Source organism: Gillisia sp. Hel_I_29 (assembly GCF_000744275.1).
Classification (GTDB): domain Bacteria; phylum Bacteroidota; class Bacteroidia; order Flavobacteriales; family Flavobacteriaceae; genus Gillisia.
This window is the reverse complement of record NZ_JQLP01000005.1, coordinates 177,902-201,974: the sequence shown is the minus strand read 5'-3', so window position 1 is coordinate 201,974 and position 24,073 is coordinate 177,902. Positions and strand designations below refer to the sequence as shown.

At 34.0% G+C, this 24,073-nt stretch carries 24 protein-coding genes and 1 tRNA gene; 5 read left to right on the top strand and 20 right to left on the bottom strand.

From position 1 onward, the window contains the following. Positions 1–43 precede the first annotated feature (43 nt). Positions 44–1,390 carry an OprD family outer membrane porin gene (locus P163_RS05935; RefSeq protein WP_034888655.1) on the bottom strand — a complete coding sequence of 449 codons (1,347 nt, stop codon included), beginning with the start codon at positions 1,388–1,390 and terminating at the stop codon, positions 44–46. Continuing rightward, the gene (locus tag P163_RS05930) at positions 1,390–2,421 is read right to left on the bottom strand and encodes a c-type cytochrome (RefSeq protein ID WP_034888653.1); all 1,032 of its coding nucleotides are present in this window, start codon (positions 2,419–2,421) and stop codon (positions 1,390–1,392) included. The genes P163_RS05935 and P163_RS05930 overlap by 1 nt, the downstream gene beginning before the upstream one ends. A gap of 322 nt (positions 2,422–2,743) precedes the next feature. On the opposite strand from P163_RS05930, the gene P163_RS05925 reads away from it, so the two are divergent. The 3 genes from P163_RS05925 (at position 2,744) to P163_RS18800 (ending at position 5,743) form a co-directional block, all read left to right on the top strand. Then, positions 2,744–3,607 (top strand): hypothetical protein, encoded by an 864-nt coding sequence (locus tag P163_RS05925; protein ID WP_034888651.1) that lies wholly within the window; start codon positions 2,744–2,746, stop codon positions 3,605–3,607. Positions 3,608–4,137: 530 nt separating this feature from the next. Next, positions 4,138–5,094, top strand: a complete 957-nt coding sequence (locus P163_RS17795; RefSeq protein ID WP_051931161.1) for a DUF302 domain-containing protein — start codon at positions 4,138–4,140, stop codon at positions 5,092–5,094. Between the two features lie 517 nt (positions 5,095–5,611). Beyond that, positions 5,612–5,743: a hypothetical protein gene (locus P163_RS18800; RefSeq protein WP_081891355.1), complete on the top strand. Its 132-nt coding sequence runs from the start codon at positions 5,612–5,614 to the stop codon at positions 5,741–5,743. Positions 5,744–5,859: 116 nt separating this feature from the next. Here the strand turns inward: P163_RS18800 and P163_RS05910 are convergent, their stop codons facing one another. The 4 genes from P163_RS05910 to P163_RS05895 are packed head-to-tail and all read right to left on the bottom strand — an operon-like array spanning position 5,860 to position 9,394. Next, on the bottom strand, positions 5,860–6,735 hold the full coding sequence (locus tag P163_RS05910) for a sterol desaturase family protein (RefSeq protein WP_034888649.1): 876 nt from the start codon (positions 6,733–6,735) through the stop codon (positions 5,860–5,862). A gap of 3 nt (positions 6,736–6,738) precedes the next feature. Beyond that, the gene (locus tag P163_RS05905) at positions 6,739–7,716 is read right to left on the bottom strand and encodes a sulfurtransferase (protein WP_051931160.1); all 978 of its coding nucleotides are present in this window, start codon (positions 7,714–7,716) and stop codon (positions 6,739–6,741) included. Continuing rightward, a complete protein-coding gene (locus tag P163_RS05900) occupies positions 7,700–8,173 on the bottom strand; it encodes a hypothetical protein (RefSeq protein ID WP_034888647.1) in 474 nt (157 codons plus the stop codon). The genes P163_RS05905 and P163_RS05900 overlap by 17 nt, the downstream gene beginning before the upstream one ends. Further along, complete coding sequence (locus P163_RS05895) at positions 8,174–9,394, bottom strand: sulfite oxidase (RefSeq protein ID WP_034888645.1); 1,221 nt, start codon at positions 9,392–9,394, stop codon at positions 8,174–8,176. A 130-nt stretch (positions 9,395–9,524) separates the two neighbouring features. Here P163_RS05895 and P163_RS05890 point away from each other — a divergent pair, with 130 nt between their 5' ends. Further along, positions 9,525–11,135, top strand: coding sequence for a bifunctional metallophosphatase/5'-nucleotidase (locus P163_RS05890; RefSeq protein ID WP_051931159.1), 1,611 nt, complete (start codon positions 9,525–9,527; stop codon positions 11,133–11,135). Positions 11,136–11,188: 53 nt separating this feature from the next. After that, positions 11,189–11,716, top strand: a complete 528-nt coding sequence (locus P163_RS05885; protein WP_034888643.1) for a DsrE family protein — start codon at positions 11,189–11,191, stop codon at positions 11,714–11,716. A 145-nt stretch (positions 11,717–11,861) separates the two neighbouring features. Here P163_RS05885 and P163_RS05880 read toward each other — a convergent pair whose 3' ends face one another. The 14 genes from P163_RS05880 to P163_RS18075 form a co-directional block, all read right to left on the bottom strand. Beyond that, positions 11,862–13,289 carry a 5'-nucleotidase C-terminal domain-containing protein gene (locus tag P163_RS05880; RefSeq protein ID WP_034888641.1) on the bottom strand — a complete coding sequence of 476 codons (1,428 nt, stop codon included), beginning with the start codon at positions 13,287–13,289 and terminating at the stop codon, positions 11,862–11,864. 73 nt (positions 13,290–13,362) lie between these two features. Next, entirely contained in the window at positions 13,363–15,438 is a 2,076-nt protein-coding gene (locus P163_RS05875) for a protein-disulfide reductase DsbD family protein (RefSeq protein ID WP_034888639.1), read from the bottom strand. A 52-nt stretch (positions 15,439–15,490) separates the two neighbouring features. Continuing rightward, a complete protein-coding gene (locus P163_RS05870; RefSeq protein ID WP_034888638.1) occupies positions 15,491–16,084 on the bottom strand; it encodes a TlpA family protein disulfide reductase in 594 nt (197 codons plus the stop codon). A gap of 162 nt (positions 16,085–16,246) precedes the next feature. Continuing rightward, positions 16,247–16,597, bottom strand: coding sequence for a hypothetical protein (locus P163_RS05865; protein WP_197055426.1), 351 nt, complete (start codon positions 16,595–16,597; stop codon positions 16,247–16,249). 501 nt (positions 16,598–17,098) lie between these two features. Continuing rightward, the gene (locus P163_RS05860) at positions 17,099–17,512 is read right to left on the bottom strand and encodes a DUF6691 family protein (protein ID WP_034893965.1); all 414 of its coding nucleotides are present in this window, start codon (positions 17,510–17,512) and stop codon (positions 17,099–17,101) included. Between the two features lie 3 nt (positions 17,513–17,515). Beyond that, positions 17,516–18,073, bottom strand: coding sequence for a YeeE/YedE family protein (locus P163_RS05855; RefSeq protein WP_034888636.1), 558 nt, complete (start codon positions 18,071–18,073; stop codon positions 17,516–17,518). Between the two features lie 132 nt (positions 18,074–18,205). Next, entirely contained in the window at positions 18,206–19,423 is a 1,218-nt protein-coding gene (locus P163_RS05850; RefSeq protein ID WP_034888635.1) for an MFS transporter, read from the bottom strand. Then, positions 19,423–20,763, bottom strand: a complete 1,341-nt coding sequence (locus P163_RS05845) for an MBL fold metallo-hydrolase (protein WP_034888634.1) — start codon at positions 20,761–20,763, stop codon at positions 19,423–19,425. Before P163_RS05845 ends, P163_RS05850 begins: the two co-directional genes overlap by 1 nt. A gap of 97 nt (positions 20,764–20,860) precedes the next feature. Then, positions 20,861–21,466, bottom strand: coding sequence for a class I SAM-dependent methyltransferase (locus P163_RS05840; RefSeq protein WP_034888633.1), 606 nt, complete (start codon positions 21,464–21,466; stop codon positions 20,861–20,863). Between the two features lie 15 nt (positions 21,467–21,481). After that, the gene (locus tag P163_RS05835) at positions 21,482–21,799 is read right to left on the bottom strand and encodes a rhodanese-like domain-containing protein (RefSeq protein WP_034888632.1); all 318 of its coding nucleotides are present in this window, start codon (positions 21,797–21,799) and stop codon (positions 21,482–21,484) included. Positions 21,800–21,811: 12 nt separating this feature from the next. Next, entirely contained in the window at positions 21,812–22,639 is an 828-nt protein-coding gene (locus tag P163_RS05830) for a sulfite exporter TauE/SafE family protein (protein WP_034888631.1), read from the bottom strand. 505 nt (positions 22,640–23,144) lie between these two features. Further along, positions 23,145–23,217, bottom strand: a tRNA-Met gene (locus P163_RS05825). 126 nt (positions 23,218–23,343) lie between these two features. Next, on the bottom strand, positions 23,344–23,697 hold the full coding sequence (locus P163_RS05820) for an STAS/SEC14 domain-containing protein (RefSeq protein WP_034888630.1): 354 nt from the start codon (positions 23,695–23,697) through the stop codon (positions 23,344–23,346). A 79-nt stretch (positions 23,698–23,776) separates the two neighbouring features. Continuing rightward, positions 23,777–23,959 (bottom strand): CPXCG motif-containing cysteine-rich protein, encoded by a 183-nt coding sequence (locus tag P163_RS18075; RefSeq protein WP_081891301.1) that lies wholly within the window; start codon positions 23,957–23,959, stop codon positions 23,777–23,779. Positions 23,960–24,073 lie beyond the last annotated feature (114 nt).

Below are 24,073 nucleotides of genomic sequence, written 5' to 3'. Positions count from 1 at the left end.
TCAGATAACAGAAGGTTTAGGTTTCTTAAAGACCTAAGCCTTTTTAAAAATTATAGTTCAAAATTAAATCGACATGAAATAAATCTGTTTTATTCAAATAGAAATTAGGATTATCAGGAAAATCCCCACTAGCAAATTTACCTACGAATAAAAGTTCAGGTTTTAAATTCTTCCACTTTTTGATATCGAAAAACAAATCTAGATTTATGTGTGTGTAATCTGGAACGGCATACTTATTAAGAATCGGATCCAAAACTGAGGGTTTCCATTGATGCCCAGCACTAAAAATTGTTTTTAAATTAAATTTTTCTTTTCCAAATGCTAATGTATTAGTATAGTAAAGTACCAGTGCGTGATTATCCCCAGTCCCCTCACTTCGCTCTCTTTTTTGAAAACTGAAAAGAAATTCCCTACCCCATTCCCTTGGAAAAACAAACTGACCTTTTTTGGTGATTCGGTTATATGATAATGAAAGAGAAGAGTTGCTCCAATCGTAGGCTGCTTTAATACCAAAATTATCAGAAGAGTTGCTCTGAAAATAACTTAGGGAATCAATTGCATTTCCACCATTGTTAATTCTGTTTTGATGCAACCATTCCGCTTCAATATGGAAACTTTTTGAAACTTGATATTTAGGTTTTATATATAAAGTGTTAGAAACATTATCTGTATAATAATTCCAGAATTCTACAGAGGTGCTTTGAGTAAGATTAAAATCGGCATTGATGATAGCTAAATAATCTGATTGAGTATTCCCTCCATACAAACTCTCCGTCCCTTCGTTATTCCTTCCCACTCCATAAGTGCCAATACTCTCCCCGATAGAATAAAACTCTCCTGTGGATCTTGGCGCAATTTGATTAAAAACCCCTGCTTGTATCTTGTTGTTTTTAGGGCTGTTGTAAGTATACAAAAGACCTTGAGCCAAGGTTGGGATCATACGACCGTCTTGTGGATTTACTAAAGGAGATTTAATTTTCATTCTTCCTAAAGTAAATTCGTGCTGAGTAGTCTTGTAATTAGCATATAGTTCCCCTAAAATGAAAATATATTTATTATCTAAATGAATTCGATCAAACAAACCTTCCTCATACCGGCTCAATTTCCCAGTTGCATTATCGGGAATCCTAAGATCTTGTATATTTAAATTATTGGAATTATATACTGCTCCTCCAAAAGTTAATTTTTCTGTGAGTGTGAGTTCATATTTAATATGGCCACCGGTAGCCAATGCGGTAAAGTCCTTAAGATCACCTTTATTAAAAGTATTCATATAATAGGTTCTCCACTGTCCGGATAATTTTCCCTTTGCAGTTGGTTTTTCTGATTCTTGAGCGAGACTGAGAAAAGGGAACAGTAAAAGGAAATAGCGGAAACTTTTAAAATTCATTATTTATTTTTAGTGATTTTGTATTTATCCTCATAATACTTAACAATAGGAGGAAAAGGTCCATACTTGTGCTGGTTGGCAGAAAAATTATCTGCCCACGGTCCATATGGAGTTGAAATTGGTTTTAATTTTATATCTGGATAATCATTTTGGGTATTATTTTTTACCGGTCTATCAAAACTGTTTATATATCCTGCTAAATGATACGCTTCTTCATCGGTTAATTTCGGGTTATCCCATGTGGCTTCCCCAAAAGGCATATTACTTTTAATAAATTCGGCAGACGTTATTACACGGTGCATTCCTGCACCAGTATTATAACTATCTTGACCCCAAAGTGGAGGGTATTGATAGCCTTTAGTAGAATCAGCTAATTTCACTCCCTGCCCATTTTCTCCATGACATACTGCACATTCTTTGGAAAATAAGGAGCTTCCCTTTTCAAGATCTACCGCCACTTCGGGAAGGTTTATTGTAGCATAACCTTTAAATTCCTTTTCCCGTTCTGGAGGTAGCCCCTCCCCTAGCCATTCCATATAAGCTACTATGGCATTCATTTCTTTAGAATCTACTGGGAGCTTTTTTCCGTCCATACTCCTTTCCATACAACCATTAATTCTTCCCTCTATGGTACTTTTACTATTGGAGCGACCGCTAAATTGAGGAAATCTTTCTGTTACCCCTACCCAAGAAGCAGAACCTGCTTGGGTTCCGGCTTTTAAATGGCAATTCATACACGCCAAATTATTACCTGCAAAATGCATAGCGGGATCTTTAGCTTGAGGGCCCATGTACTTAGGAGACTCTGAAATAAGTTGATACCCATACTTCACCTGAGGATCCATAAACCCAAAATCAAGCTCTGCTTCAATATCTTTAGGCTGCCAATCTTCAGCACTTATTTTTTTTTCAATAAATAGGTATGGATCTGAATTATATAAATAAAGCCCAGTGAAAATAATAATTGTTAGGGCTAAAAGAGAGCTAAATATATAGACGATATATTTAGCTAGTGATTGATAATTATACATTTAAAAAAATATTATTTCAAAATTTCTTTTAATATTTAGAGATAAACAAACAAATCTAAAAATTCAAATCTCTAATTCATGTAACAAATGTTACAGATAAACCAGTGTAAAAAGATTAGTATATAGAATGGTGAAGTTTATTCTAAGTATGTTTAGTAATTATTATATCGATTCTTAAAAGTGACATACAAAACACTTCTGGCTGCCTCCAATTTTAGAAGTCTTTTACTTTTTCCAGTTTTCCAGTTTAAAAGACTTTCATTAGATAAAAAGAGATAGAAATAATATAAATAAAAAAATATTAGAAATCAAAACTACTACTGTGGGGCAACTACTTAAGCAAATAATAAAATTATACGATAAGGTAAAATCTGTTTGGATTTCTAGCTGGGCTGAACGCTGGGTTAGTAACATTCTTGTACTAAGCTTTATTCTGGGAATTTTTTATTATGCAAGTATACAAGCCGGTTGGTTATTGCCTGCTAATGATTTTTTCACTCATCCCTTTTTTGCTATTGAAATATCATTTACATTATTGTTGATATTTGAGTTGTTCAGTTTAATATTCTCATTACCTCGTTCTGTAGCCAGATCAAACAGCAAACAATATGAGGTGCTTTCTCTAATTTTTTTAAGGTCTGGATTTAAAGAATTTAGCCACATAGACAATCTTTCAGACTGGTCAATTAACTCAGAACCTGTAATACATATGTTTGCCTATGGAGCAGGAGGTTTAGTTATTTATGCCCTTACAAATATTACATATTCGTTCCAAAAACACACAAAAATAACCGTTAACAAGGCTGAGCAACTTTCATTTATTGCTGTAAAAAAATTATTGGCGCTAATTCTTCTGTTAAGTTTCTTTATTATTGGCATATCAGATACAGTTCATTTTATAAAAACAGGTACTTATAGTCAATCATTTGAATCATTTTATACCATACTTATTTTTTGTGATATTTTAATAGTACTCATTGCACTAAGATATTCTACCGCTTATAATGTTATTTTTAGATACTCGGCATTCGTTCTGGCTACTATTTTTATACGCATCTCCTTTAGCTTGGATGTATTAGAAAGCATTGCTGTGGGTGTTTCGGGAGCTGTTTTTGTATTATTGCTCACACTAGGTTATAACTATTTTTCAAAAGAATCTCTAGACTATAAAAATAACAATCTATAAAAATAAAAAAAGGTCTTGGAGCTTCCAACCTAATTTAATTTCCAGTCAAACTTTTACTGAATTTAGTTAACACAATATTTATAATAGTCCTACCTTAATATTTGTTTCTGACACCTGACGCGAAAATTTATAGCATAAAAATGTTGTTAATAAAATAATGCTGAAAATTTACACTGTTAATCAGCTAATTAATATAAAATCTCTTGTCTAATTTCTTGATTCGTAGTGGTCTTTTATGTTTAAGGGAACAATGCTTATTCCCATATATGTTCTACAAAAATTATAACTTAATAAGGCTGTTAGAACTTAAGGAGCTTTATCTTGATAAATAAAAAATACTTGGTTAAAACCACGGGCTTTAGCCTGTATCTCGGCTCACTTAGTAAAATGGAATTCTATTGAGGAAACAAATTCCATATAATCCATTCTTCTTTTTATTTTTGAAACACTTAACTTATAATGGTTAAAAAAAGTTAAAATAATTTATAGCGTTATGGTTCTTGACTTAATTTGCAGTAAATCACATTTTTATGAAAAATTCTCTTATACTTTTCAGCTTATTACTGGGTTTAAATTCTTGCTCTCAAAATGAAATTGATTCTTCTATAGATAATATCTCAGAAACTAATTTTAAGACAACAGAAAATTTAAACAATGAAGATTTTCCAATAGGAACCAATTATTCCAATAGTGCAATTGCAATTCAAGGCGCATATAATCAGTTTATTCAAAAACTAAGAAAGAACGATGCTATTAGTATTGTAGCGCAAGTAGATCATTCGAAAAATGCTAACTCTGTAGGACTGGAATTAGATTATACTAGAATAGTGTTTTTTGGAAATCCAACTTTAGGCACTCCTTTAATGCAAGAGAATCAATTGGCAGGATTAGATCTTCCGCAGAAAGTTCTTTTTTACAGAACTGACAACAAAAGTGATATTTTGCTATATAATAGTGTGTCCTATTTAAGATCGAGGCATAATTTAGATGGAGTAGCAACCTTAGATAAACTTTCAAATGCACTAGAAAATTTAGTTTCTGATGTTTCCAAAAGTCCCGTAATGGAATCTGCTATTCAAAATGTGGAATTTATGGAGGGTATTATCACAAAGGAAAGCAATCAGGACTTTGAAACTTCTTATGCTACTCTTAAAAATGCTATTGTCAATAATCCTAATCTTTCAATAGTAGCAGAATTAGACCACCAAGCTAATGCTGAGAGAGTTGGATTGGACTTGAGGCCAACGAGACTTATAATCTTTGGAAATCCGAACCTTGGTACTCCTTTAATGCAGAATGAACGAACTATAGGCTTAGATCTTCCTCAAAAAATGTTGGTTTGGAAAGATGAGGAAGGAAAAGTGAAAGTGTCCTATAATGATATTTATTTTCTTGCTGAAAGACATGTAATTGAAGGAAATAAAGAAATTTTAGATAAAATTTCTACTGCTCTAGAAAATTTGAGTAATGCTGCTGCCGGAAAATAAAAAGTAACATTTTTTTACATTCGGGTCCAATAAAACTTTTGAAACGCGGGATTTCCTATACGGATTTCCCGTTTTAGTTTATATCTTGTTTTTACAACAAAACTCGATATAGGGACAAAAGCAATTTAGCAGACAACCTATTATCAATAAGTCTAAAACTTCATTGATCTCAAGCTTGTTTATCGAACAGCTAAAAGAGACCTAACAGCAATAGATACATCAAAAAATTCGCTACCTATGAGCATTAATGATAGGGGTTGATGAGGATGAAGTTATGGATTTTATTAAACTTTTAGAAATACAGCCTATTCATATTCAATTTTTAGAATTAATGTCTCTTGATGGCAATCAATATGATATGTCTTGATTAGTTTCTTGTAAAGAGTTTTTAAATTATTTTGATGCTACTTTCGAAGAAACGGATGTTCAAAGAATAATTGATCGACATTCCCATAATTCAAGAAACTATCAAATAAAAGGCTATAAAAACACTTTCGCACCATAAGGATGAAAAAAAATAAATCCTTTTTGTAATATTTGTAATCACATACGTCTTACGGCAAATGGTCAGATCAAGAACTGCATATTCTCTTCAACCGAAACAGATCTATTAACCGCGCAACGAGCATATAACCATATCCATCCCTAATTGAAAAGGCAATCTACACAAAGCTTAAAAACTATTGGAAGTTTAGATACTTTAGGAAAATGTATAGATCCATTTCAATTCTGAAAAAAATAAGAGTGTTTGGTTTAGGTTCCTAATTAATCTTGCCCTTTTTTAAACCCATAGGTATTTTGACGAATAAAATCTGTAGGGAATTCTTCATCACCCGGAAACCCTAATTCAATGGTTCCACTATCTTCCGGAACATAGTTGGTTTTAAATATATAATCCCAAAGACTTAAACTAATTCCAAAATTCACTCCATATTTACCATCTGGTAAATCATATGCATGATGGTACAAATGCATTACTGGATTATTGATAATATATTTTAGCGGCCCCCAAGTTATTTTGATATTAGAGTGGTTGATATGTCCAATAGTTATAGCAATAAAATGAACGATATATGCTTGTTCTGGCTCAAATCCGAATAATATCATTACCGCAAATGTTTTAAGCGGTTTATACAAGATGTTTTCCATCCAATGGTAACGTAAATGTGCTGCAAATCCCATTTCCTTTACACTGTGATGTACTTTATGATACTTCCAAAAGAATGGATATTTATGTAACAATGTATGCGTGAACCATTGTACAAAATCCAGAATAATAAAAAACACGAATAACTGCAATAACATTGGCCATGCCGAAGGATCAAACAAGGCTAATGATTTTTCTGAAATACCTAGATCCTCAAAACCAAGCTGTAGTAATTTATAAAATCCACTTATGGCGATAGAGAAGATAAAAAAGTTAAAAAACATATAGAAGCCATCTAACCAAAAATCCTTTCTGAAAATGGATTGTTCCTTTCGCCAGGGAAAGATCATTTCCAGGCTCCAAACAATAAGGGAAATAGCAATTAACCCCCAAAAATAATTTGTATACCAAGGTACTTCAAATAATATAGATTGCCATGTCCAATCTACCGTTCCGGTAAAAGCATTAATAAATGCATCTAAATATTTATTCATATTTTATTTTTCTATTATTGTTGTTATACTATCTTGGTCAAATGATAAGTCGTCAAACTGGCTCCATTCTGTCCAAGATCCATCATAATTTTTCACATTTTTATAACCTAATAATTGTGTGAGTACAAATATTGTGTGTGCTGAACGTACTCCACTATGGCAATAAGCAATAATTTTATCATTTTTTAAAGCTCCAAGTTCACTATAAATTTGAACTAAATCTTCTGTAGATTTCATTTTTTTATCACCATTATAATTAACAGATTTCGCCCAATCTATAGATTTACTATTTGGTATTCTCCCTCCTTTTGCCGCACCCTCTTTTTGTCTTTTTCCAGAATATTCATCGTCTGTTCGAGCATCTATTATTAAGGTATTATTATTTACTGCTTGTTTCATTTCTTCTTTTGAGCCATAATACTTCATCGAAGGTGTATTAGATAGTTTAAATACTGACTTGTTTATTACTACTGGTATTTCTGATGAAACATTACCATTTTGTGCTTTCCAAGCTGTTATTCCTCCGTGTAATAATCTCACATTTGTAAAATCATAATTTTGCAATATCCACCATAATCTTGTAGAATCAACTAAACCATTATCGTCATAAATGATTAAAATATCATTTGAATCAATTCCTAAACTACTAAACAGAGTCTCCATTTGTTTTTTTCCAGCCATCATGCCTCTATAAGAATAGGAGGCATCTTCAATATCTGTACGCCAAATATTCATAGCACCTTCGATATGTTCATTTGCATAAATTTCAGATTTTCTAAAATCTAAAATTTTGATGTTCGGTTCATTAGCGATTTTCAGCAACTCATCAACTTCGATTAAATAGTTAATTTTACTATCATCTTTGTCACTAATATTTAGATTAACTTCTTCATTTTTAGTGACCTCTACTTTATTTTTTTTCTCTTCTTTACAAGATGAAAATGCGAGCAAACAACACAATAAACTAATTCTCCAGATCATACCATTCTATATTTGTTAAATTTTCACGTCTCCCTTTTTCCGTAACTGGATAATTAGTAACAAGATAATTCACGATTATTTCTTGGTTATCGCCTAAATCCCATAGGTTTTGAGTTTCCTGCATCCATTTAATAGTTTCATTCCACCGCTCTGCGCTCATTTTATTTTGAGTAACTAATTTAGCGGAATGGCAATTGGTACAATTATTAACAACCGCCATTAAACCTACCCCATCAACCAGTCCTGTACGAACATGGATTCCATTCTCTATTAGGTTCTCGTCTATCTCTTCTGGAGTAATAACTAAAGCTTCTGTATTATTTTTAAAGGCCGAAAAATTCGGGTCGTTAACATAATATATTGTTGCCCCACCTGCTATTATAAATATGCTGAAGGCTAAAATCATTAAATGATACACCTTCTTCGCGTATTTTTTAAATTCCTCTTCTTTAGTCATTTATGTTACTTTGATAGCAATTCTATGACAGGCATTGTTTAAATAACCTTTTGGATTCCAGCCGGGTAACAACATTGGTTGGGCTACACCTTGAGTGTCGGTTGCTTTTGCCCAAACCTCATAGTAGCCTTTTTTAGGGAAATCTATGGATGCTGAGAAATGTTGCCAAGCTAAACGATTTGCTGGTTTCTCTATAGGGCACTCTCTCCAGGTTGCCCCAAAATCTATGGATAATTCCATTTTTGAAACCTCTAATTCTCCTGCCCAAGCGTGGCCTCTAATTTTTAAGGGTGTTCCATTTTTTAAAACCGCACCAGATTTAGGATATGTTATTAATGATTTTACAGGCATAGATTCTATAATGCACATGTCTTCATCTTTAACCTTTTCTCCCGGTGCCACAGGTTCGCATGGCACACGGTAGGCTGTCCCCATCATTTTAGTGCCATCGTGTATTTTGTTTCTAATACTTATACGATTTACCCATTTCCCAGAAACAGATGCCGGCCAACCCCCTGCTACTAAACGCAACGGATACCCGTGAGCTAAGGGAATATCCTTTCCATTCATTTTAAATGCTAATAAAGTCTCGTCTTGAAGTGACTTCACCATAGGAGTTCCTCTCGAAATTGGTTCTTTTTTGGGATCTCCGCTTAAGTGTTGATCTGCTGAGTGGTACCCAATATAAACTGCATTATTTTTTATTCCTGCATCTTCTAAAACGTCACGTAAGCGTACACCGGTCCAGGTAGCACAATGCACCGCACCAACTGTCCACTGGTTTCCTTTTGCTGGAGGATTAAATTCGCTTCTTCCATTTCCACCACATTCCAATGTTAATTGGTAGGTGTGATGCTCGAATTTTGATTTTAATTCTTCTAGAGTATAAGTTTTTTGTTGTACTACAGATTCTCCATCAATGGTAAGAGTCCATTTTTTTGCATCAATTGCTTCTGGAATTAACCCATTATTTCTAATGAACATAGCAGAATTTGGTGTAATCTTATCGTCCAGTAAATGGGCTTGCGCTTCAATATTCCAAGGCTTATCGTTAAGCACGATCATTTCCTTGTTCTTATTGAACATTTTGAAGGGATCTGGATCTTGTAGCACTAATAGATTATAACCTTCTAATAAATTGGATCCATAAACGATTTCAGCACCAATGAGAGTGGCCAAAGAACTTAAGGTTGTTTTTTTTACGAAATCTCTTCTTTTCAAAACAATAAAAATTATAATGTTCCTAATATAAAAATCACAATATACAATGTGCAATATTTATCTCCTGTAACAAATGTTACATTTAAACTTCTCTGAGAAGCTTAATTTTAAAATTTAAAAATCTAACTTAATGACATATACCAAATTCTTTATTCCATTTTTAGGGATAGCTTCAGTTTTAAGTTTAAGCTGTAATTCAACGAAAAAATCAGCATCAATGGATAAGCCAATCCCACCAAAAGTACATTCCATTACTATCCTTCATACTAATGATATGCATGGATCTTATATGCCGTTTGAAACTAATTTAGGCAACGCTACAGCCCAAACTGGAGATTCTATAGACAATTACATGAAGTTTGAGCGTAAAGCAAAAATTGGTGGATTCGAATATCTGGCAAGTGCTATAAAGTCTGTAAGAAAAAACAAAGGTGTTGACAGCGTAATATTATTAGATGGTGGAGATACTTTTAGTGATGACCAACTGGGCAATCTAACGAAAGGAGAAGCCATGATCAAGTTGATGAATGAAGTGAATTATGATCTCATGGCTTTAGGAAATCACGATTTTGACTATGGTCTTGATAGAACTAAGGAATTGCAGCAACTTGCTAACTTCCCTATGCGTGCAGCAAACATTACTGTGAATGAAACTGGGAAGTCGATATTCGGTGAGCCCTACATAATTTTAAATAAGGGAGATGTTAAAATTGCTATTCTTGCCTTAAGCTATAGAAATACACCTTTAACTGGAAATTCTAAAAACATTGAAGGTTTGGAATTTGGTATAGGTGTAGATGCAGTTAATAAGTATCTACCTATCCTTAAGGAAAAGGCAGATATTATTGTACTATTATCCCATGAAGGAATGGCGGTAGATAAGGTAATCGCAGAAGAAATAGAAGGAGTAGATCTTATAGTAGGCGCACACAGCCATGATGTTATTTCGCCTCCAATAAAAATAAACAATACTTATATTGTACAGGCACTTTCTGATGTTGCAATATTAGGAGAAACTGAAATACAAATTCGCGATAAAAAAATAGTAAATCTTAACTCAAATTATCATTACTTATGGCATGATAAGATGTCCCCAGATATGGAGATACAGAAAATGGTAAAAGATCTTAGAGCACCATATTTATCTAGTTTAGAAGAAAAAATCACCAAGACTAACACGATTATTGGTAGACAATATAAATCTGAAAGTCCGTTTGATAAATTTGTAACCAGCTTAATGATGGATGAGCTTAATGTAGAAGCTGCATTTTTACCGGGAGTTGGATATGGGATTTCATTAGAAGGGGATATCACTTCTGAAGATATTTTTAAATTACTGCCACATCCAGCTAAAATTGTAACCCTAGAGATTACAGGAGAACAAATTAGAAAAACTCTAGAACAAACTGCGATTAATATTAAACCTACAGATAAAATGAATACCGTAGGTGGGCTAATCCAATCTTCTGGCATCCAGTATAACTTAAACTTTAATAATCCAGTAGGGCAAAGAATATCTGACATTAAAATAAAAGATGAAAATTTAGATCTTGAAAAAAGATATAAAATTGCTACTCATACAGGAATGCTTAGAGGAATTCATAATTATGAAGAATTTGGAAAGGGTGTAGATATTCAAAAAACAGATATTATTCTTACTGAATTTGTATTACAACATCTTAGGGATTTAAATGAACTGGCTTTTCCAAAAAGAATGGGAGAGGTAATTCTTAATAAATAATTACTTTCTTGAATATCTAACTTTTACTAAATTTTAATTTTAAATACATAAACATGAAAAACATAATAAGTATAGTTTTAATATCCATTTTTAGTTTCCAAATGCAAGCCCAAGAGTGGCAAACTTCTAAAATAGAGGGTTATGGGAAAATTAAATATTTTGAAGATGCAGCGGAGCGACCAGACACTACTCTAAATTATAAATTGGTTTTTGATATTAAAGATGGAAAAGAAAAAGAAGGAGTAAATGTAGGTTTGTTGAAAATTGCTCGTGCCCTTAATATGTTAGAATCAGGAAAAATTTTATCTGAAAAAATTGATATCGTGGCAGTGGTCCATGGAGAAGCGACCGATTTGGTTCTTTCTAATGAAAAGTACCAAGAGAAATATAATAAGACAAACCCGAACATAGAACTATTGAAATTGTTAAATGATAATGGGGTGAAAATTTTTGTTTGTGGACAAGCTACAGCTGCCAGAAACATAGCGCAGGAAGATATGAATGAATCTATTCAGTTGGCGCTTTCAGCTATATCGGTTTTATCAAACTATCAGCTTAGAGGGTATGCTTTAATCCCTTAATATTCAGATTTTAGTGAGATAGCATAATAACTATAAAGAGGAGCTATTTGCTCCTCTTTATAGTTATATAATATTAAAATTTTAACGTAGTTACTCTACTTTATTAATTTGTAAATCGTTAAATAAATCACTCAATCCCCACTAATTAAACCAACCTGTAGCTTCTTATTTTCTTTGGTGTAAAATTTGGGTATTTCTTTAAAAAGTCCTTCATTGCCTCCACAGCATTTTTATCGTGGTTCTTTCGGTTTTTACCATATTTACTTGCAACACCCTGAGTGGTAACAAAGCCTACTTTGTAGGTTTTTTCAAAATCAATGTGCACCCCTTTATAGTATATTTCCTGTATGCGATGTCCTTTAGGATTTTCAATGCGCAAATTTACTTGTAATCCAAAACAACGCTTTACATAGCCGCCCATTTGGCCGAAAGGATCACAGCAAAAGGTACGCTCCAGATTTTCCTCCAACATCTCCTTGATCTCTGCTCCCGTAAGCTCTACAGTGGAGACGGGAGGATTCATTGGGGCAATGTTATATAAGTCATTTTCGGTAATATTTCCTTTTGGAATTGGAGCGCCGTAACGCCATCCATTCGAAAAAGCAATATCTGTACTTGTGCTGTGGGCAATTGCATTAAGCAGTAATTCGTCTAATGTTGAATTTATAGTATTGTAACGATGTAAAATTTCGGTTGTACTACCTATGGCAGCAGTCCTCATTTCCCCATATGGTTTTAAAATATCCTGAACCATAGAATTTATTTCAGTACTTTTTGGCAAGGAAGCATCAACTTTTACCAGTTCGTAATTATAAGCCTTAATCTTTTTGTCTTCCACCTCAAGGATAAATCTGCCCACAAAGGCACCATGGCAACCACACTGAATTATACGTGCCCCATTTACCTCTATAGGTTTATAAATTCTGTTATGGGTATGAGCGCTCAGGCAAATATCAATACCTTCCACTTTTTTCAGGAGTTCAACATCCTGAGGAAATCCATTATGGGAAAGTAAGATTATCATATCTGCCCCTTTGACTTTTAGATCTTTAATATGTCTAGGTATTTCATCCAGTCCGGAAGTGAACTTAAGCCCTTTGCTCATTTTTTCGGGCATCACTTTGTCCACAATCATTGCACTCATACCAATTACCCCAATTTTAAGTCCTGCCTTTTCAAAGATTGCAGTGGGTTGTAAAAAGTTTGACCCATCTTCAGAAAACACATTACAGCCCAAAACTGGAAAATCCAACAAGCTGTCGATTTCTTTTAATCGATCGGGACCATATGCAAAGTCCCAATGACCTACAAGGGCATCCAGTTTTAAAGCATTTAAAATAGGTACGACAGCCTTACCGCTGGAATCTACTACTGGTTTGGTGCCATGCAGGGTATCTCCCCCATCAAAAAACAGAGTATTGGGATTTTCTTTACGAAGTTCCTCCATGTACCCGGCAATATGTGCATAGCCACCAGCACTCTCCACCACTTCCCCGGTTTCATTATAAAATAGCTCGGGATGTGGAGCAAGGTATCCGTGCACATCGTTTATAAAACAAATATTTAATTTCATATTATAGATTTTTTAAGAACATTCTACGTGACCAATATTTTTAAATTATTAGGCAACTAAATATACTATGTTTTTATTCATTTTCTTGCTGCACTATTTCCATAGAGACACTATTTTTTTCTTGTCTTGCTACAAATTCTTGCGTGCCATTATCCAGGAATTCAATAAAATTTTCGATATTCAGATCATAGCCTTTTGGCGTACTTAATAACGAGCCCTTAGTATCTACCAGTGTATAATAAGGCTGGGCATTGGCGTTTAGTTTCTGGATCATAAAATCCAAATTCTGTTTCCCAATTGTTTTTTTTGTTTTTCCATCATAATCGGAGATATACCATTCAGATTCTGGTAATTCGGTTTTTTCATCTACATAGAGCGCTACAACCACATAATCATTTTTAAGACGTTTTAAAACTTCTGGATCACTCCAAACTGTAGCTTCCATTTCCCTACAATTCACACACCCATGTCCTGTAAAGTCTATAAACAATGGTTTGTTTTGTTTTTCGGCACATTCCAATGCCTGGTCATAATCAAAATATCCCTGGATATTAAGCGGCAGCTCTAATAAATCCCCATATTTAGGAGACTCACAATCTGAGAGATTATTTTGGTTAAAACCTACCGTTTCAAGATTTGATGATAGCATATTAAAACTCTGGCTCCCCAAAGGCGGCAAATAGCCGGCTAATGGCTTTAGAGGAGCTCCAAACAATCCGGGAATCAAATAAACCACAAAGCTAAAAACTAATATGGCCGATATCACCCTATATACTGAAGCATTCTCTGTTTTCTTTTCATGAGGAAATTGAATTTTACCTAATAAGTAAAATCCTAGAAATGAAAAAATCACGATCCAAAGTGCTAGGTATATATCACGATCTAGAAAATCCCAATGATACACCTGATCTACTATACTTAAAAATTTTAGAGCTAATGCCAGTTCTACAAAACCTAACACTACTTTAACGGTATTAAGCCAGCTTCCACTTTTCGGTAAAGATTTTAACCACTGCGGAAAGATGGCTAATAATGTAAAGGGAAGTGCAAAAGCTAGCGAGAAGCCCAACATTCCTACTAATGGTTTAATCGTTTCTCCACTAGCAGCCTGTAATAAAATTGTGCCTGCAATAGGACCGGTACAACTAAAACCAACCAATACCAAGGTAAAGGCCATAAAGAAAATTCCTAAAAGACCCCCTTTATTAGATTGAGCATCTATTTTATTTACAAAAGAGTTTGGCAAACGAATCTCAAATAAACCAAAAAAAGACAATGCAAATAATAGAAAGATTGCAAAGAAGAATAGATTAGGAAGCCAATGGGTACTAAGAAAATTAGCGAAGTCTGCTCCAAAAAACAAAGAGAAAACTGTCCCTATTAGCGTATAAATAAGAATAATCGAAAAGCCATATAATAGGGCATGACTAATTCCTTTCGCACGAGTACCACTAGACTTGGTGAAATAAGTAACCGTCATGGGAATCATGGGGAAAACACAAGGGGTTAGCAAAGCTGCCAGTCCCGCTCCAAAAGAGAGCAGAAAAAAGGTTAGAAGGAAAGCTCCGCCTTCCTCCTTCTCTTCAACTTTAAACTTATTTTTAAAAGATTTCAAATCCTTGGTTGGTGTACTGCCAGCAGCTTTATCTGTCTTTGCATTTTGGGCCACTTCCAATTTTTCATTCCCATTCCATGCCAACTCTGTTTCAAAAGGAATACATTGACCCGTTACATCTGAACAAATCTGATAAGTAGCTACAGCTTTAATTACCGGGTTGTTTTTAAGAAGCTTAACACTTTGTTGAAATTCAGCCGTACCTATGAAATAGGTGTATTCACCCTCCCATAAATTATCATACTTTTCTTTTGAACCTATTGGGATTAGATCCCCTAAAATTGCATAATCTGTAATTTCCTGAAAATCAATTTCTGTAAGCATTGGCCCCAGATCGGGATCAAAGTCACTGGAATATAAATACCAATCCCTAGGGATTTCAGCCTTAAAGCTAATTACCAACGTATCCCCTATTTTGGGGTTTTCTTTATCTACTGAAACCTCCCAGTTTGGTGGTTCCATTACCTGCCCAAATGTTGAAATTGAAGCGACAGTAGTTATAAAGAATAGGATAATAAATTTTATAGATCTCATAAAAGGGATTTTAAATAAATTTTAAAACAAATTGTAAATAACAATCTGTTACTTATTTGAGATTATTTAAAAACCCTTTAAATTCTTCACTATCATAGTCCCCCATGCCTTTATGAGTCAAAGCCAAATTTCCTTCGGCATCTATTATATAGGTGGTAGGGATCGCCTGTGATGCATACATGGATGGTAGACTCCCTGCCAGTTTATACACTTCAAAATGATAGCCTTTACTTTTATTGTAATCAATCGCTTTTTGAAAATCATTATCCACTGAAAGCATAATAAAAGCAACATCCTCAGCTTTTGTATCATTGTACAAATTATTTATCCCAGGCATTTCTGCCACACACGGAGGGCACCAAGTTGCCCAAATATTAAAGAAGATCACTTTACCTCGAAGTTCTTCCATTTCCACACGTTCCCCTTTAGAGTTAATAAGACTCATATTAAAGTCGGCTTTAATTTTTTTAGAATTATCTGTGGTTGGAGCTTTGGCTTCCACATCTGGATCCATTAAACCTGTTTTTAATATCCCTCGTTGTACGAAGCCGAAAACTTCAGTATGCAAACCGGTTAAAAATAGTGTTAGAATGATAGTTCCTGTGATACCATATTCTATGAGATTTTTTTTTGCTTTTTTATTCATCTTAAAGTTATTTATAGCGAACCCATACGCGCGTTACATGTTATAAAAAACACAGTACGCTGGGATTTTAACTGAATTATTAATTTTGGATTGGAAGCAGATTACACCCGCTTTCTTGAAAAGAATAGAAAGTTCAATTTAGAATTGAACTTAGTTAATAACTTAAGATAATTTAGGAGGAGGAATAAATTTGTAACTAAATTCCTTTGTATCGGCAACAATATGCCAGAAGTCACTTTTGAAACTTAATTGAATAATATTTTTTTCGTCAAGTGGCTTTTCAAGTTGAAAAACCGAATTACAAAAGGAAAGAAAAGTGATTTGAATTCCTTCGTGAACCTGATTAAATTGAAAGTCTCCAGATTGCTTATGAGAATTAACATCACACTTTTTCTTCACATAGCTTATTTCTGAGGTGCTAGCAATTTCACCAAGGATATTTGAATCCAAGACAAATAACTTGCCCACCATAATTAGAACAAGAAATATTGATATGTATGATCTTATATTCATGAAATCCAAAATTAAAGAAATAAAATAGTTCTCACCGTAACATTTGTTACACGTCTTTTCAGACCTTCAAAAAATATTAATAGGCAGTTTTGTTTTGTCTAACGAACTAATAAAAATCTCCTTAATTTTCTTATATATAACAAAATTGAAATTTTGTTCAAAAACACCCCATTAGAGTTCATTTACAACTATACTATTTCTATGTTGGGACTCTTACTTTCCAATTCAGGAGTTTTTAGTAGCTTAGAAATGAAAACGGTGCAATTATGCATAACGTAGAAAATTTCCTTATGGTTGATTTATAATATTTTATATTGGTTAACTTTAGCCTTTTCTTTTATCTATAAAAGAAAATACATGTCCATTTTAAGATAGAACGCTGTCCATAGTATCAAGCATGTTTTTTAGCTTGCCAAAACCTCTGGTACTTCATTCAGGAGCTAACTCGTCTAAAAAATAAGAGTATAGAAAACTTACAGGGCTACTATCACTACAATCACATTAATGCGGCAATTTATGCCTCAATAGACCATATACAAAAGTGCCAAATAAAGCGGCAGCGATAACCACCAATATCGAAATGTAACCGGAACCGGCAAGTACATACATTGGCCCTGGACAAGCACCGGCAAGAGCCCATCCCAAACCAAAGATAATACCACCAATCAAATAACGCGGGATACTCATTTCCTTCGGGTTTAATTGCATTTCCTGCCCTCCCATGGCTTTTATATTTTTTCTTTTAATTATTTGTACGCCCAAAACACCGATTAGCAGAGCCGAACCGATTATACCGTACATATGAAAAGAACCAAATTCGAACATCTCGTAAATTCTAAACCAGGAAGCTGCTTCCGATTTGTACATGATAATTCCAAAAAAGAAACCAATAAAGACGTAAGTAATATATTTCATCATTTAAAATATTAATGGGTAAAGCAAATGGATCATTATGAGTCCACCAATAAAAAAGCCTATCACAGCAATTAGTGAAGGGAGTTGCAGGTTGCTCAATCCAGAAATCGCATGTCCTGAAGTACAACCACCAGCATATCGAGCACCAAATCCCACCATAAAACCTCCTGCGATTAGCACAAAAAGAACCAATGGGTTACCAAGATTTTCTAAGGCAAATATTTCCGTAGGCATATAAGCTTCCCCAGCACTATTTATTCCATATTCAGTGCTTAATTTATTGGCTACTTGCTCATTTATTTCCACCGTGTTACTAGACAGATAAGTTGATGCAAAAAAACCGCCCAAAACAGCACCTAGTACGACCATAAGGTTCCAACGCTCTTTTTTCCAATCAAATTTGAAGAAGTCAGCTGCTTTGCCAGCACCTCCAATACTGCACATGGTGCGCAGGTTAGATGACATTCCAAATTGTTTTCCTGTATAAAGCAGTACAAACATAGTTACTGCAATGAGAGGGCCAGAGAAATACCAAGGCCAAGGTTCATAAATCCATTCCATTTTATATAATTTTATGCGAATATATTGAATAGTCAGTGTTATCTCGGTAACCTTTGTTACAAACCAAATAAGAGCTCATCTAAGTTTAAATACATCAGTATCTTAAAATAAAAAAATAGCAATTTTTTCAGGTTAGACCTTCGCAAAAATCTTTTCAACAGGCATTCGCATTTTAATGATTACAGCTGAAGACAACGTTATAAACCCGATTATAATAATTGCAGCCGAAACACCAAGCGAATCTGCTATTATTCCAGACATTATCGCACCGATAGCATAACCCGAATCACGCCAAAATCTAAAGGCTCCAATACTTTCTGCGCGTTGGACTGGATTTGTTGACGCTGCGATAACAGATAAGAATGTAGGATAAACTAATGCTGTGCCCATTCCTAATGTAAACGCAATGGTAACTAAGAAAATAAAATTATCTGAAAAGGGAAATAATAAAATAGCAATTCCCTGCAATAACATTCCCCAAAAAAGCAAAGCCTTTTTTGAATAAATATCAGCCATTCTACCGGTGAACAATTGACCTATTCCCCATACTGTTGGGTAAACTGCCGCAATTATACCAATTTCCTGAGCATCATAATTTATATTTAATAGCATAACAGGCAACAATCCCCATATCATCCCATCGTTTAAATTATTAACCAATCCAGCCTGGGTAACCGAACTTAAAGTTTTATTTTTAAATGTAGTGTCCAGAAATATATTTTGTAATGAAGAAGTATCATTGACTTCTTTCTCTATTGTTACAAAACTTCGGGTATCTTTTATGAAAAGATAGCTTATTATTAATCCCACCACAGAAATCCCAATACCAATGTAAAAAGGATAGGGTGTAATACCATAGATATTAGCTATGTATCCAGACAGAAATGCCACTACACCTACTGCGAGGTAACCTGAAAATTCATTTAGACCCATAGCCAGACCACGATTCTTTACTCCTACCAGATCAATTTTCATTACCACCGTACTACTCCATGTTAAACCCTGGTTAATACCCAGTAAAACATTGGCAAAGATCACCCAGTTCCAACTGGACGCGTTCATTAAAATAAAAGGAATGGGAATGGCGAAAAGCCATCCAACAATCAACAATCTTTTTCTCCCAAACCTATTGGCAAACCTGCCTGCCAATAAATTAGTAACTGCCTTGGTAATTCCAAAGGCCGTTATGAATGAAAGAATTGCAATGTTGGATTCTATGCCAAAAATCTCCTTAGCATATTGGGGGAAAATACTCCTCTCCAACCCCACCATTCCGCCAACAAAAGCATTTATTAAAACCAGTAAGGAAAACTGTTTCCAGTTTTCCTTTAAACCTAGTTTTACGTCCATTAGGACTTATACTTTTTTATATCCTCACTTAAATCATAAACGGGCACTTTATCTATTTCGCTTTCTAAAATACTACTTCCCGCAGCACTACGATAACCCCCTGCACAGTGCACTACCATAGGCTTATCTTTTGGAAGCTCATCTATCCTTTTTCGTAACTCATTTAGTGGAATATTATGGGCATTTTCAAAGATTTTACCCTCTAAAACTTCACTGGCATTTCGAATGTCTATTATCGTATATTTCTCTTTGTTCTTATCAAAACTTAGTAAATCAAACGCTTCTGAAGAATTGGAAATCTTTTCAGATAAGGTAAAAATTCCTTTCAATTGTTTTTCATAACCAATTTTAGCGACCCTTTCAAGAATTTCATCAATATTATCGATCCCCTCAATTACTAAGTTAAATTGTTCATTTGGTTCAATAATAGCCCCAAGCCAAGTTTCAAATTTATCATTCTCTCCTCGTGCCATGATATTAATGCTATTGGGCAGATGGTCTTTTTTAAAAAGCTGCTCATCCCTTGTATCTACTATAAGCAATTCATTATCAATATTATTCACATTTAATTTAAATGGTATACTATATTTGGCAGATTGAATATTATCTGCACCTTCACGGTTTAAATCCACATCAAAACCAAAATAAGATGGGATAAATGGTTGATCCTTTAAGATTTCTGAAACAAATTCTTCTTCAGTTTGATTTTTAAATGCCCAGTTGCCTATACGTTCATTACCCAGGGTACTGCTATCGGCGTCACTCATATTTTTTCCGCATAAAGAACCTGCACCGTGGGCTGGATAAACTTTAGCGTCGTTAGGAAGATCTTTAAATTTATTTTGAATAGAATTGTACATCATTTTGGCAAGCTCTTTCCTTTTAGCCTTCATATTCCCTGCATTTTCCCTTAAATCTGGACGACCTACATCTCCAATAAATAACGTGTCCCCGGTAAATAAGACATGTTCATCATTTTCAAAAGCATGAAAAGTTAAGCTATCTGGGGAATGGCCTGGGGTAAATATAGGTTTGATGGTTACATTTCCTACTTTGACACTATCTCCTTCATCAAAACTTTGATGCGGATAATTCACCCCTACTTTTTCACTAATATAAATGGTTGCACCAGTTTCCTTGCTTATTTGAAGGTGACCACTCACAAAATCTGCATGCGGGTGAGTTTCAAAAACTGCTGTTATTTTAGCATTTTCCTCTTCGGCATATTTATAATATGGAACAGGGTTCCTACTGGGATCTACAAGTGCCATCTCTCCGTTACTTACCAAAGCGTAAGAAAAATGAGATAATGGAGCATCTTTAAACTGTTTTATTTTCATAATTATTAATTTTATATTTTCTTATTTTCTTTTGTAAAATTGATCAATGTTATTGATTCCTACAGTAACAATTGTTACTTACTTCATACATATGGCATTAGTTTTTCCTTCCCAGCATTTGCAGCACACTACTTTCCCCCTGATGGTATTTCCCCTCCTGCTGTTCTATTTTTAGCTCTTCCAAATATTCTATATTGAGTCCTTTAAATTCACTCCTTATTTCTTCGTTGGAAAAAAGCATTTTAACATCTTTAGGCCCACCTGAACTATAATCCAGTTGATTTTTCGAGAAAGCTTCAAAAATCAAAATTCCACCGGGCTTTAAAAATTGTAATAAGCGCTTATGAATAGCAGGCCTTTCTTCAGCATTAAAATGAGCATAAATCAGTGCGATTGCTTCAAACTTCTTGTTACTCTCAAATTCTTTTGCCGTAGCAACTTGATAATCTATTTCTACATCATTCTTATGTGCAAGCTTTAAAGCCTTGTTGTTTCCGGCTTTACTGCTATCAAACGCAGTGACCTGCCAACCCCTTTTTGCTGCAAATACAGCATTTCGACCCTCACCTTCGGCTGGAAGCAGTATAGATGCAGGATATATTTTTTCTAACTGGTTTTGAAAGAAAATATTTGGATTTTCACCATATACGTAATTATTATCACTATATCTTTCTTCCCAAAATTCCTTTGAATTACCTTTCATTTTTTTAGAATAAAATTAATAGCTCGGTTCAAATAGTTTTTCCTCCCATTGCAAAATACCTCCTTCAAGGTTATAGGTATTGAAGCCTTTGGAATCCATTAACAGGCAAGCCTGACCGCTCCGGTTCCCACTACGACAGTATATGTAATAATTTTTAGCCTTATTTAATTTCGAAATTTCCTGTTGAAAAAGGATAGGTTCAAGTAGATTGATCAATAAAGAATTTGGTATTATACCCTCTTTCCATTCCTCAGGAGTTCGCACATCAAGGATAATTGCATCTTCATCCTTTTTGATTTTTTGTGCAAAATCTTTATTGTTTAAGTTTTCCATTTTCTTTAAAATTTAAATTGTTTCTTGATTTTTGACAAAAAATTCCATGTAAAAAATAAATCCGGCCATAAGAAATATAAAGTAACCGAAACCTTTTTTTAGACGTTCGCCGTTGATGTAATTACTTAAGTAGGATCCTAGGAAAATACCTATAAAAGAAAGGCTTACAATTACTCCAAGAAAGGTCCAGTCAACCTCCATAGTCAGTGCGTCTCCAAGGAAAAACCCTAACAAGGATTTAAAGGCTATAATAATTAGCGAAGTTCCAACCGCAGTCTTCATTTCAATATTAGCCAAAATTACCAGCGCCGGGATGATTAGAAATCCGCCTCCCGCTCCAATCATTCCAGTAATTGCACCAACGATAAGACCTTCAGCCAAAATGAGCGGATAATTATACTTAACCTGTTTCTCTGAATTGTTTTGATCATCATTACTTTTTTTACGTAACATGGAAAAAGCAGCTGGTATCATTAGCACTGCAAATAACCCAAACATGGCCATCCTTCTAGTAAATTCAAAGTCCTGAATATAAAATAAGGTTTCCGGTAATGCCGGAACTACATAATGCCTCACCACAGTTACACCGATTATAGCTGGTATCCCGAAAATTATCGCAGTTTTCCAGTCCACATAACCTTTATAATGTTGTTGAATACCACCTACTAGGGCACTAGCTCCAACTATAAATAATGAATAAGCCGTAGCTACCCTCTCACCCATGGAGAATAAATATGCCAGTACTGGCACGGCAAGAATAGATCCTCCCCCTCCTATTAAGCCAAGTGATATTCCAATTATGATCGCACTTATATAACCAAATATCTCAAGTAATTCCATCTACTAGTTTTTTAAATTCAAGACAAAATTAGAATTATGTAATGGGATCTACAGTAACAATTGTAACAGAGGAAATTTTGAATGGAGTTAATTTTAATTTTAAAAAATATACTTAAAATTACCTAAGTAGATGGATTGAATGTTTGGGGCTCAGGATACAATTAAGTAAACTTTTAAAGGACCTATCTCAAAAGTTGTGGAGTAACTAAAATGGTACATTGATATAACAAAGTCGAAAACTTTGAATTTAAGTCATTCCATACCATTGAGAGGTATGCGAAAAGGCATTAAGAGTCAATACTAAACTGTTTTATAACAGAAATACCAACGCTGCAGAAGAATCTTTTTAATAGCAAAATTAAATAATTCATAAAATTTAAGGACAAATAAAATGATTTAACATCAATTAAAATTATGTCTTTAAAATCACATTATTCTGTACCTATTCTGTACCCAATAGAAACAAGAAAGGCTCCACATTTCTGTGAAGCCTTGTCTTTCCTAGTAGCGGGAACTGGACTCGAACCAGTGACCTTCGGGTTATGAGCCCGACGAGCTACCTACTGCTCTATCCCGCGATATATCGTGAATTTCAAAATGTCAATTTTTGCGATCTCGTTGTTGATGTTTCCATCGTTATTGCTACGCTATCGGACTGCAAATATACAACACATTTCTACTTATGCAAACATTTTTAAAAAAAATTATTCAGAAATCCAGTTCATCGCTTCCATCCTCTCTTCGTTCTCAAATGCTCTCACATCGGCCTTCATTACTAAGTCCTTAAAAATCATCGCGCTAGTCATTCTTTTGAGATCAGACACCATTGCGATCTTAGAAAAATGTTTTGCATGATCTAATTTAAATATTAGATCTTTTAAAATATTAATCAATGAAATTGAATGTCCTTCGGTTATTTCTACAAATAAGTTAATCGTTGGATGTGAATCTAGTTTATTTAAGATCTCCTCATGAATCTCGTCTAAAGTTTTAGTATCAATATCAGAATCTACCAAAATTCCAACTACTTGTTCTGAGAATTCAAATTTTGATATCATATATACTATTTATAATTCAATTTAAAAATAGTAATTTAATTACAGAATGATTTATAAATGTGTATTCATTAACATTTAGTTACTGTTCCAGGTTATTAATTTCAAAACCAGTAAGTTCATTATCTGAGAAAGAGACTGATATTTCTATAGGATTACAACATATCTCACAGTCTTCAACATAAATTTGTCTAGGCACAGAGGTATCCAGTAACATAGAAATATCCTCCCAGCAATAGGGGCATTGAAAAAAATGTTCTAACATATTAAAGGTTTTATACTTAATTAGCTATAAAATTAAGCATCTTAACGCAGCAGAGCGAGTAGAATTTTTACAAATAAATCCTAAAATTAATTGAGCCGTCCAAAATCTTAAACC